Genomic DNA, 11,995 nt, shown 5'->3' on the forward strand with positions numbered 1-11,995 from the left:
TCCACATATGATCGAAAAAAAACTCATTAAAATACCGCCTAGAACATAGATTAAGGGTACAATGGTGTATCAAGGAGTTCTAATGTTTAAAAGAAAAACGGCCATTATTCTCGTGGCAACCCTCGCAACTGTAGCCTTCGCCACCAAATACGAGGCGGAATCCGCAACGCTCTCCGGAGGTTCTAAAAAAATCAACGCCTCGGGCGTCTCGGGCACGGGTTACGCCGACATGCAGGAAGGCAACATCACCTTTGAAGGGGTATCTGCCGAAACGGCAGGCAAGTACCAGGTGACCATCCGCTACAAGGCGGGCGATTTCAAAGCGAACTACATCGTAGTAAACGGCGCCACCTCGGGCACAGTCGATTTCGAGGCGACCACCGGTTGGTCCGACGTTTCAACCATCGTCACTCTCAAGGCGGGCACGAACACCATCTCGCTCGAAAAATACTGGGGCTGGATCAGCGTGGACTATATCGACGTAGAGCCCTACCAATCTGCGGCTTTCAAAATCTCCGCTACCCCGGTCACCCCGAACGCCACCGAAAGTGCGGTAAAGCTCTACAGTTTCTTGCGCGAGAACTTCGGCAAGAAGACGATTAGCGGAATCATGACCGGCGACATGAGCGGATACACGCTGGGCGCCGACTTCAAGACCCACGACGACGTGAAGTACATTTACACGCGCACGGGCAAGTACCCGGTACTCGTCGGCCTCGACTTCCTTTTTGCGACAGGCCCGAACGCTTCCGGCAGCTGGAACATGGAATACACCGACAAGGCCATCTCCATTGCAAAGGGCCTCTGGAAGGCTGGCGGCATTCCCGCATTCACCTGGCACTGGAAAGACCCGCTCGACAAGGATGACGCGTTCTATATCCAGGGCGCAGACAACGGCCAGGGATACACGACCTTCGATTTCGCGACCGCATTCAAGAGCGGCACCACCGAATGGAACACCGAAAGTGCCGCCTACAAGGGAATCGTTGCCGACATCGACCACATCGCAGACTACTTCCTCGAACTGCAGAAAGAAGGCGTGGCGGGCATTTTCCGTCCCCTGCACGAAGCGGGTGGCAAGTGGTTCTGGTGGAGTATCAATTCGGGCGAGCAGTTCGCGGCTCTCTACCGCCTGGTATTTGACCGCATGGTGAAGGTGAAGGGCGTAAAGAACATGATCTGGGTGTTCAACCCCGAAGGTTCTACCGTCACCTCCTGGAATCCGGGCAGCGAATACTACGACGTGCTTTCCATCGACATATACAACAGCGCAAACGACCATTCCAGCAACGCGAGCGCATTCGACAAGTTCAAGAACGCATCGAATGCCACGAAGATTCTCGCTCTCAGCGAAAACGGCCCCATTCCCGACGTGAACAACATGCACACCGACGAAGCGGTATGGAGCTGGTGGATGCCGTGGTACAGCACCTGGAGCGGAACCTGGCCCGGCCAGACAAAGGACGCCGTGTGGAAGAGCAATATGGATGACGAGCGGGTCCTTTCGCTCGAAGACATGCCCGGCTGGGACAAGTACACGCCGACTACATCCACCGACACGTCAACAACGCGCCTCGTGAATGCACCGCAGTTCTACGGCACGGCCACAACCGTCGGTATTTTCGACATCAACGGCCACTTTGTGGGCAAGGACCAGAACACTCTCCCGCAAGGGCGCTACATCGTGCGCCAGCGAGTCCTGGGCCACACCAAAAGCACTCTATACGTCAAGAAATAACTTGATGAGCATTTTTCAACGATTTGTTTTGAGCCCAGTTCTTTTTTGTTAAAAAAACGAGCTTCAAAGTATATCTTTAGAGCAATTCCTGGATTTGTGTATGGAAAACAGAACTTTTTACATAATTGCAATTACATCGGTTATCGCCATATCGGCCTGGGGATTTGCGCATGCAATTTCCCCGAACAAGCTAGTTTCAGGCGGGCTTCCCGCGCATACAGGTTCCGCGACCACCGACTACCTGACCGACGGCTACCTCACCAACTGGAAGAGCAGTAACGCCAAGGAAATCGCGATAAACGTAGGCAAAGGCCCAACTAGACTGCTCATCAACTGGGAATCCTACGGTGATTGCGCCTGGGCGACCAACTTCACGAGCGGCTGCGGGCATAGCGGAGTCGCGCTTTCGAACTTCAAGATCATGACCTCCGCAAATTCAACCGACGGCACCGACGGTGACTGGGTAGAGGCGGCAAGCATCAAGAACAATCCCGTAATGGCTCGCGGTGTCGAAATCGAATTCGCAGACAAATCGTGGTTCAAGTTCGTGAGTGAAGGCGACGTTGGCCAGATTCTCGAGATCGAGGCCTTCGACATGAGCAACGGCGGCACTGACACGTGGTTCTTCATGGGCACAAGCATCAGCCAAATGGGCATCAAGCAGCAGGACACCGATTCTACCACCGCGCAACTGATACACGCAAGACATCCTCATTTTACCCCTGCGATGTTGCGCGGTGGCATCGGCTGCATCAACAGCACCGAAGTCGTGGAACACCTGAACGAATACCTGGAATACGCGGGCAACGTGAAGTTCTGGGCCATCGAGATGGGTACGAACGACGCCTGGGGTGGCGGCGACTGGAACCTGAATACCTACGTGAGCAACATGCAAACGATTATCGATTCTGCAAAGGCCCACGGAATCACGCCCGTGATAGCTCGAATTATCGCGACCGATTCCACAAAGGCGGGTTGGCAAATCAATCCGGCATTTTTGAAAGCCGTTGACAAGCTCGTCGAAGATAACGGTCTGCCGCAGGGTCCCGATTTTTACGGTTATTTCAAGGAACACCCCGAATTACTCGGTAGCGACGGAGTACACCCGAATGCAAACGGTGGCGGCCAAGCCATGCACCATCTTTGGGCGGAAGCGCTCTCCCCGCTATATGCCACAGGGGATACCGCCTCGAACGGATCCGATACCACGACAATCATCCGAAATACTATTACAGCCAAGCATAGCAACGCAACCGCTATACGCATTCAAAAAAAAAGAAACCTGCTGTATATCGAAAAGGACGGCAAACGATTCGACCTGACAGGGCATCAATTCTAGTCTATACCTAGAACAAAACCCTGTAGGGGATTTGCCTGTCGAAGCGGCGGCCCTTCAGGTCACGGTAATTTTTGTGCACAGGCCCGCGCATTTCGGCAGGGCGAGCGCGGCGAAAATCTCGAATCACGGTCGTCGAATCCGTCGCCGTAGAATCACCGGCGACAACAGATGTCGTGTCGGTCGCGGAGGTATCGCGCGCAGTCGTGTCCTGCGGTTGCACGGTCGGATTATCCACACCTGCAGATTTTTCCACCAGCACTTCAACACGGCCCGTATATTCGGTACCGTCGTTACCCTTCACGGTGTACTTGAACGAGGCAAGCCCGCTGAAATTCGCCTTGGGCGCAAAGCGCGCCGTATAGCCGTCACCCGCAAGTTCCACGGTTCCGTTTTCTGCAGCAGAGACGCTGTAGGTCGGCGATACGTCCTTGAACCCGCGCGTTATCGTGCGCAGGTCGAAATCGAGAGACTTCCCGCCCGCAGCCGTCGCGTGCATGGCACCCAGCCAGTTGATATACTTCTCGATGCGCACATAGCCATCGCTTTCCTTGGTCATCGCGTCATCTTTAGACTTGTCATAACCAAGAGCATCTTCGAAGTAATCCGGCATGCCGTCCTTGTCGGAATCGGTCGCGGCCTTCCCCGCAATCACCTCTCCCCAGCCGTTATTGGTCTTGAGCCCCATCGCGCCCACGCTCTTCACGAGCGCACCGGCCGTTCCAAGCGTATTCACCTGGTACCACACCAGCGAATCGATGTCGTCGTACGGAAGCACGCCACTCTGCGATGTCACATAGCGCCAAGCGCTTGCAGCAGAGAGCATCGGGCCCGATGTCGTGAGTTCGCTCCAGGGTTTCGCAAGTTCCTCGCCCACGCCCTGGTAGTAGTAAATGCTTGAAGGCCCGCCGTTCAGTTTTCCGTCGCGGTCCGTGTCAATCATGTTGCCACTCGCGTAGATACTCTGGTTCTTGTCTACCTGGAACCACGGGTTACTCCCCTTCGGGCCATAGACAAAGTAATTGTTCACGATATCGTGATTGAAGTGCGTGCTCGTATGCGTCGTGTAGCCCGCCTCGAAGTTGTAGAGGATGTTGTTCACGAACACGTCGTTAATCTTGTCAAGCGGGTTTCGGTTGTGCGTGTTCACGAAGGCGTTGTAGTACCAAGCCCAAGTGCCATCCACCGATTCGATATGCGCACCGAACTGTTGCCCGATAGGATTTGCAATCAGCGAGTTCTGCACCGTAATGCCCGTAACGCGGTAACTTGCATTGTCCGAAGAACCGCCGAAGTTGTTCCACGGTGCAAGTTCCACCGAGCAGTGGTCCACGATTACGTTCTTGGAATCGTAAAGGTTGAGCGCATCGTCCTTTTCGGACGCGGTATTTTCGCCCGGACGGATTCGCAGGTAGCGGATGATGATGTTATTCTGCTTGCCAGTACTGAGCTTGCCACCGTGAATGGCGATTCCCTCGCCCGGAGCCGTCTGCCCCGCGATGGTAATGTTGCTCTTGATAGAAACTGCCGTCTTGATGTTGATGATGCCACCCACGTCAAAGACCACAATACGGTTGCCCTGGCTCACCGCATCGCGGAAGGAACCCGCACCGTCATCGTTCAGGTTCGTCACGTGATAAACGCTGCCGCCACGACCACCCGTGACCTGCGCACCAAAACCAAGCGCCTCCGGAAAAGCCAGCGGCTCGGCACCTGCCCCGATAAAACCAAACACTGTTAGGCAAAGCGCCGAAACCGGCAATCCCTTATGCAAACCAAAGCCCATATTTCCCATACCTTTTCTAGGCAGGATTCCGAACCACCGGAATCCGCCGTACATAAATATATACTAAAAGTTCCTGAAACGGGCCTACGAAAGCGCATTAACGTTGTCTACGGACTACGGCAGCATACCCGGAAACCATTCCATCTCTGCATTCTTGCACCTTGTCAGGCTATTTGCGAAACAGCGATCTGTGCAGCCCCTATTTTGTTATTTTTCTGATATGCACAAGAAAATCGCCATATTTTCAGCGACCGCAATCGTCGCTACCATCCTCGGGGCCTGTGACGCCAACGGGAACCTCATCCTCGTAGACGACGAAGGTCGCATTTTGGGAATGGATCCGGTCTACGACTACTGCGATAACCATACCTGCCTCCCCGCAGCAGAAATGTTGCACCGTCCAACGACACTCCAGATTTCGTTCACCGCAACAGACTCCATCACAAACGTGTACCTGGAAACGCTCGATTGCAAGCTGCTCGAGAACGAGAGCGCGGATTCGGTACACCCCGCATGCGTCACGAAAATCAAGGTGGGTGACAGCGATTCTATTAGAAACATGCCGCCTTTTGATTACTACAACAGGCATTACAATTACGGCATAAACTTTGCCCCCGATAGCGACAACCACTTACGATTCGCCCTCGTCGACATAAAAGGCGAAGAGAAAAAGTTTGACATAGACCTTAATTTATACGCAAAGATATACCATAAGGTTTCTGCCGGCGACCACGATACGACCTACTTCTCGTTCCCCGAGGGGCTTGACACGCTAGAGGGCTACACGCTCGACACGAACTTCGACAGGTCGCAACTGCCAAGTGGCACCGAGTTCGAGACCATCGAGAAATGTTCTATCGCAGACTACGAATACGACTACGATCTCGACACTGCCTACAAATGCGTCTCGTGCCCCGATTGGATGGACGATTCTACCCGGCGCGAGGCCCTCAAGAACAACAACTGTTCTTTCCGCATGGCCGAATCGCCCGAGAAATGCAACGGGGACACGCTCTACATCCTCCCTAGAAGATGGGAGCAGAAGGACATAGGCTGCCTGCACTTCACGGCGACTGGCCTGCCCCAAGACGTCGCCATCGCCGACATGTTCTCGACTTCGCGCATCAAGAACAACTACGAAGCCGACAAAGCCTACCGCGACGCTAGTTTCTTGAACATATGGCAAGCAACGTTCCGTCTCGGGAACCAGGGCTCGTTCAAGACCGACAGCCTGGTCATCACCGTGCGCGCCCCGTACAGTTACGGCGAGTAAAAAAGGAACCGCACCTAGAACATTACCCTGTAAGGGATTTGCCTGTCGAAACGGCGGCCCTTCAGGTCGCGATAATTTTTATGCGCAGCCCCGCGCATATCGGCAGGGCGTGCACGACGGAGGTCCTGAATCAGGGTCGTAGAATCTCCTGTCGCAGTCGTATCGCCCGCGACAACAGATGTTGTGTCGTTTTCGTCTTGTCCGCCCTGCGAAGCGTTCACGGCAAGTCCCTGCGTCACGCCGATGTAGCGGCTAAAGGTATCGCCCGCGTTGTCCTTCAGCGTAAACTGCACGTAGTCCGCACCTGCAAAGCTGTCGGCGAGTTTCACCGTCAACCTGGAACCGCTCACGGTCGCCGTCACGCCGCTCGGGGCCGACACGGTGTAGGTTCCGCCGTCGTAACCGCGGGTAAACTGCGAAAGGTCTATCACTTGGGTTTCGCCCTTCGCGAAGGTGTAGTGCGCGCGGGCCATCCATTCCAGGTAGCGTTCCAGTTCCGTCCAGCCATCGCCCAGGCGGTCCCTGTTCGCTTCGCTAAAGTCACCGCTCTTCGACTTCGGATTGTACCCGTACATATTTTCCCACCAGTCCGGAAGCCCGTCCAAATCGCTATCGTAGTCGTCGGCCCGGATTTCGCTCGGGTAAGGCTCCCAGCCCTTGATGTTCGCCGTATCCTTCACGTCGGTTTCGCGGTCGGGAATGCCCGCCATGCCGCCCACGGAACCCTTCATGCTGTAGGTTCCGTTCTTGGTTTCGTTTATCACGCGGGTGTCGTGATTGTCAAGTACCGGCATGCGCTGGCCCACATCGCTCAGCACATCCTTGTAGGCGGCCTTCGCGCTCTGGACAGTCGCATACGAGGCAAAGAAGGGCTTGCTGTTCCAGGGTTCCCAATCCAGCACCTGCCCGCCGGAAAGCGAATACTCGCGACCGCAATTGTCGTTGGTGCCGTCGCAGGTGAACGTGCCGCCCGCAGCCTCGAGAATATTGTTGTGGTAGTAATACGCCTGCGAGCCCTTGCCCGTACCTTCGAACTGCGCGCGCAATGTATAGCCGTGCAAGGTAGTGGCGGCGCCCTCCTTGTAGTAATTGCCCACGAAGTTCACCTCGTGCGCACCGCCATCGGTCACGCGACTCACCCAGTTATAGACAACGTTGTTGAATATGTCGAGGCGACCCGCGTAGTAGCCGTTCCCGTCGAGGCCACCGCCCAGGCTCCAGTTGCGGCCCGCATTATGCGCAAGCAGGTTGTGGTGGAAACTGCCGATATCACCGCCGATAGTCGCCGCATACCCGTGTCCCGTCCCGACGGGATAATTCTGGTGGTCCGCAATGTTCAGCGCCTCCGAAATCAGTGTGCGCTGCAGCGTGAGGTTCTTGCCGCCTCGGCTACTGAAGGCTTCGTCAATCGTCCAGCTGATGCTCGCATGGTCCAATATGCTGTGGTCGCCGCCGGTGAGCCCCATGCCGTCGTAGGTGGCGCCGTAGCCCAGGCGCACGCGCATGAAGCGGATGACCATGTCCTTGCCCGTGAACCCAATGGGGGCACTCTTGATGGTAATACCCTTGCCGGGAGCCGTCTGCCCCGCAATCGTCACGTAATCCTGATTGCAGACCAAACGCGATTTCAGCTGGATCATTCCCGACACCTTGAACATGATGGTACGCGGGCCAATTTCTGCCGTGCACGCCTCGCGCAAGGAACCCGCACCGTCATCGTTCAGGTTCGTCACGTACACCACCTTGCCACCGCGGCCACCCAGGGCGTTGCGGCCATAACCTTCGGCACCTTCGAACGCGACGCGGCCCGGCTTGAACGACCAGACATTCCCTGCTGTGACCGTTCCGTTCGCATCGACCTCATCTACGCGCCAGTAGTATGTCTGGAGCGGAGTCGTACCGCTCACCTTATACGAACTGCCGGATTGTTCACCCTTGTAAACCGCAGTGCTCGAAGGCGTTGCCGCAAGCACAGCCGCCGAATCCGTCCCGAAATAGACGCGATGCTTTACGGCCGACTTCGCCGCCGTCCACGAAAGCGTCAGCGCCCCGCTTTCGTGCGGAGCGTGGTAATCCAGATCCGCAGGCGAAGGCCCTGTCGCCTGTGCCGCCGCATTGGGCACGTTCAGCTCAAAGCCGTTCAGGGTAACCGTGCCCGTATTCAACTTTATCGCGGTCGAGGCACCCGTACCGCTTACATTAAAAGTCACGTAGGCAATCGCCGCCTCGCCTGTCGAGAGCGCACGATTCGTGGGCTTGACCGACGTCTGCTTCGAGTTGTTCACATAGACATCGATGCTGTTGCTTACCGCCGTCCCATCGACATTGTTCAGGTACAAAAGGAGGCTGTGCGTCCCTGCCGCAAGATTCGAGAAGGTGAGCGTAATCGCCCCGCCGCCTTCGACCATCACGCCGTCACACACAAGGCGCGCATAGCTCGGGGACTGCACCCCGGCCTTGTACCAGTTGGCCTTGAGGTTCGCGCTTCCGGCGACATTCACCTTCACGCCCGAAAGCGTCGTATCTTTCGAAGCGACACCCGAAACCACCCACGGCACATAATTCGGCTCGGTTACCTCGCTTGAATTACGGCCGCTCATGTCAAAATCGACCTTGATGACGGGCGATGCGGCAAAGGCAAGCGCCGCCGAGAGGCCCAATACGCGAATAGAGTTCAAACATCCCATACATAACTCCTTTCTGCCCACAAAAATACCCTCGGATTTGCTCCGGGGGTAGGGTAAAAGAAATTTCCAGTTGTCCGCGGACTACGGCGGGCACCTGCGGTGCAAAAAAAAACGCCCCGGCTTCCGCCGGGACGTATCGTTTAGTTAGGAAACTACCGTTCGACTCTTACCTGCACCGCATTCTGCATCGTGCGACCATTGAACTTGACACGGACCATGTAGACGCCCTCGGGGAGAGCCCTGATTTCGCGGGACAAGTCAGACGCTCCTGCCGGAACATTTCTTGCAAGGCGCGCCACCTGGTGGCCAGTCATGTCAAAGAAATCCACCTGGGCATACCCCGATTCGCGGGCAATCAGCGTACCATCTGCAAGATTCAGGTGTATTCCGGCAGCAATGCGAATGTTACCTGCAAAGTCGTCTTCTGCGGTGTAATCGCCACGGGTAAGTCCCGTCGTTCCCGAAGAGTCTCCCGCGACTTCAGCGCTCAAGGTGTCTATCGCCGAGAGTTGCGTTGAATCCTCAAAAAGCACCACGCCTTCGACATCAAAACCGATCTGGTCGATGTTCGGTGCACCCGCCTCTTCCAGCGATTTCAGATAAAGTACATTTAACCCCTTCTGGAGCGAAACACCCACCGAGACGCTATCCCAGGTATCCCAATCAACAGTGGGCTTGAACGTCAGCGAACCGACCAGGTCTTCATTCATCTTCACCATAATGCGACGCGTATCCGTTTTGCCGTGGGCGTAGCGCAGCACCATCGTTGCATTCTTGTATTCCTTCGGCGAAACCAGGTGGTAAATGCCGTAGCTATCGAGACTGTTTTCGAAATCGTAGAATCCCGTGCCGCGGAAATTCTCGTGGTTGTCGGCAAAGGCTCCCTTTGCATCGGTCGGTACCGCCGCCTCGATATCGCTCCGAACCATAAGAGGAGCAGGCCCCGATTCCACGACACTCAGGATGGTGAATTTTCCGTTGCGAGTCGCTTCGCCAAAGTCAGCATTCCCGCCTTTCGTCGTAATCGTATAGGTAAACTCGCCCTCGACATCGGGAGTCCCGCTAAAATAGAGCGATGATGTCGTCGCATTCCACACGGCCGTCACGCCTGCCGGGAGCCCGTCAACATTCGCCCCGTCCGCATGCTGGATCACGAAGGTGAACGGGACAATCGAATCACCCTTCACAATCACCTGGCTCGAACTACCTGCGCCCTGCTTGACAATCGCGGCCGCCTTCGGCGTGTTGTCGCCTATCAGCACGATGTCCGGCTTCGGGAACTTGCCCTTGTTGCCATGCAGCCAAAAGCCCAGATGCGGTGGCTGGTTGTAGGCGGTATTCTGCCAGCTCATGCCATTGCGGTAAACCGGGTCGTGCGCAAGCGTGTACATGCGATGTTCGGTAGGCGTGGTCGTCGTGTAAATGTAAAGCTTGGAGGCTCCATCGTGCAAGATGACTTCCTCGCGCCAGTCACCCAGAATGTCACCGCTGAAATTCGGTGTCGCCTTGGTGGTATTGCAACTGTTGCCCTGCATCTGGAAAAGCGTATTGCTCTGTTGCTTTGCATGGTCCCACTTGCTGATGGTCGTATTGTCCAACAATTCGTCAAGCAGGTCACCATCCCAGTAGATACGGAAGTTGTAGGCGGGACGCTTGTCGGCCTTCCAGATTTTTCCCTTAGCCGTATAAGTGTTCCAGTTTGCAGCAGACCAGAGTTCATGTCCACGGCTGTTGGAATCGACGTCGCCCGCGACACCGCGCCCGTTATCGCCCGAACTGGTTTCGTAGAAAAGCACCTTGCCAGTACGTGCGTCGTGCAAGTTGTAGCCGTAGGGCTTTTCCTCGTGGACCTGCCAAACCTCGAGGCCGTCGTTGTCGGGGTCCAAATCGCCAAAGTGGATTGCATCACCATGACCGTAACCTACACGGTACATGAACTTGCCATCGTGATCGATAGCGCAGTTACCCTGCATGATTTCATCAAATCCGTCGCCATCCACGTCACCCGCCGAAAGGTTATGGTTTCCCTGCCCGTAGCATTCCTTGCCGCTCGTCGCCGAATTGTGGTACCAGCGCTGCGTCAGCGATTTTCCATCCCAGTCGTAGGCCGTGAGCGCCATGCGCGTGTAATAGCCGCGCTGGAAAACCATGCTCGGTTTCTTGCCATCGAGATAGGCATTTGTCGCAAGGAAGCGGTCGACGCGGTTCCCGTAACTGTCGCCCCAGTTCTTTACCGTACCGCGCCCTGGATTATAGGCGACGGTCGCCATTTCAAGTCCCGTTTCGCCGTTGAAAACCGTGAGGTATTCGTCACCGGTCAGAATGTATCCACTCGAATTGCGGTAATCGCTGGTATGTGCCGCATTGGCCGCTGCGCCCTTGCTTAGGTACTTTCCGCTGGCATCCTTCGTTCCCGGCGCAGTCTTTACGGCAAGTTCCGCCTTGCCGTCGCCATCGTAGTCACCCACGAGCATCTGCGTGTAGTGCGCACCCGCGCGGATGTTTACGCCCAGATCGATGCGCCAAAGTTTTTTGCCGCTCATCTTGTAACAGTCAATGATGACGTTGCCCGTCTTTCCCTTCTGGGAATTGTCCTTGGAATTGCTCGGATCCCACTTGAGAACCAACTCGAACTCGCCATCACCATCCACATCGCCCACGGCAATATCGTTGGGACTGTAGGTGTAGTCGCTACCGCCTGCAGGCCTGTCCAGGTTCACTGTCAAAAACTGCTCGCCCCACACGGGTACGGCATCGTCAGATGCAAGTTCCTTGCCGTTTATGACAGCCTTTACGGAATACCTGCTCGAGGCCGTCCCTTTCGCGTCGGTATAGTTGCTCGCCTGTGTCCCGCTGAGGCTCGCGATTTTCTCGCCATCGCGGTACAGGTTAAAGCCCGTCTCGGAGCCCTCGGTCCCGAGGACGCGCCAGCTGAGGAACACGCCCCCGCCGGTCTTAACCGCCACAAGCCCGCGGTTCAGCCATTCCATCTGGCGAGCCGCCTGCGACATGCCCACTCCAAGCGCGAGCGAAAGCCCAAACATCCACAACTTTTTCATCATCCAATCCTTTCTTTGAATTACAGGCCCCGCACCACCGGGAACCTGCACCTATAATATATCTCCGGCACTCCAAATAGTACCTTCACCACCACACTTCCGGTTGTCCATAGACA

General features: G+C 55.8%; 6 protein-coding genes. 3 read left to right on the forward strand and 3 right to left on the reverse strand.

Going from position 1 to position 11,995, the window contains the following annotated elements:
• Nucleotides 1-82 precede the first annotated feature (82 nt).
• Together B7994_RS12105 and B7994_RS12110 are read left to right on the forward strand one after the other, a co-directional pair.
• Entirely contained in the window at nucleotides 83-1,738 is a 1,656-nt protein-coding gene (locus B7994_RS12105) for a glycosyl hydrolase (RefSeq protein WP_088638730.1), read from the forward strand.
• A 100-nt stretch (nucleotides 1,739-1,838) separates the two neighbouring features.
• Nucleotides 1,839-3,077 carry a hypothetical protein gene (locus B7994_RS12110; RefSeq protein ID WP_088638731.1) on the forward strand — a complete coding sequence of 413 codons (1,239 nt, stop codon included), beginning with the start codon at nucleotides 1,839-1,841 and terminating at the stop codon, nucleotides 3,075-3,077.
• 7 nt (nucleotides 3,078-3,084) lie between these two features.
• Here the strand turns inward: B7994_RS12110 and B7994_RS12115 are convergent, their stop codons facing one another.
• Nucleotides 3,085-4,848: an Ig-like domain-containing protein gene (locus B7994_RS12115; RefSeq protein WP_233143199.1), complete on the reverse strand. Its 1,764-nt coding sequence runs from the start codon at nucleotides 4,846-4,848 to the stop codon at nucleotides 3,085-3,087.
• Between the two features lie 232 nt (nucleotides 4,849-5,080).
• Between B7994_RS12115 and B7994_RS12120 the strand changes: the two genes are divergently transcribed.
• Complete coding sequence (locus B7994_RS12120; protein WP_088638732.1) at nucleotides 5,081-6,133, forward strand: hypothetical protein; 1,053 nt, start codon at nucleotides 5,081-5,083, stop codon at nucleotides 6,131-6,133.
• Between the two features lie 14 nt (nucleotides 6,134-6,147).
• On the opposite strand, the gene B7994_RS12125 is transcribed toward B7994_RS12120, so the two are convergent.
• Together B7994_RS12125 and B7994_RS12130 are read right to left on the reverse strand one after the other, a co-directional pair.
• Nucleotides 6,148-8,820 (reverse strand): hypothetical protein, encoded by a 2,673-nt coding sequence (locus tag B7994_RS12125; RefSeq protein WP_088638733.1) that lies wholly within the window; start codon nucleotides 8,818-8,820, stop codon nucleotides 6,148-6,150.
• Nucleotides 8,821-8,972: 152 nt separating this feature from the next.
• Complete coding sequence (locus B7994_RS12130; RefSeq protein ID WP_233143200.1) at nucleotides 8,973-11,882, reverse strand: hypothetical protein; 2,910 nt, start codon at nucleotides 11,880-11,882, stop codon at nucleotides 8,973-8,975.
• Between the last annotated feature and the right edge of the window lie 113 nt (nucleotides 11,883-11,995).

It is taken from the genome of Fibrobacter sp. UWR2, from assembly GCF_002210285.1.
GTDB lineage: Bacteria > Fibrobacterota > Fibrobacteria > Fibrobacterales > Fibrobacteraceae > Fibrobacter.

Bases quoted from the DNA above. Each gene is read 5' to 3' on its own strand.
- B7994_RS12125 (WP_088638733.1), bottom strand. From the start codon at position 8,820: ATGGGATGTTTGAACTCTATTCGCGTATTGGGCCTCTCGGCGGCGCTT.
- B7994_RS12105 (WP_088638730.1), top strand. From the start codon at position 83: ATGTTTAAAAGAAAAACGGCCATTATTCTCGTGGCAACCCTCGCAACT.
- B7994_RS12130 (WP_233143200.1), bottom strand. From the start codon at position 11,882: ATGATGAAAAAGTTGTGGATGTTTGGGCTTTCGCTCGCGCTTGGAGTG.
- B7994_RS12120 (WP_088638732.1), top strand. From the start codon at position 5,081: ATGCACAAGAAAATCGCCATATTTTCAGCGACCGCAATCGTCGCTACC.
- B7994_RS12110 (WP_088638731.1), top strand. From the start codon at position 1,839: ATGGAAAACAGAACTTTTTACATAATTGCAATTACATCGGTTATCGCC.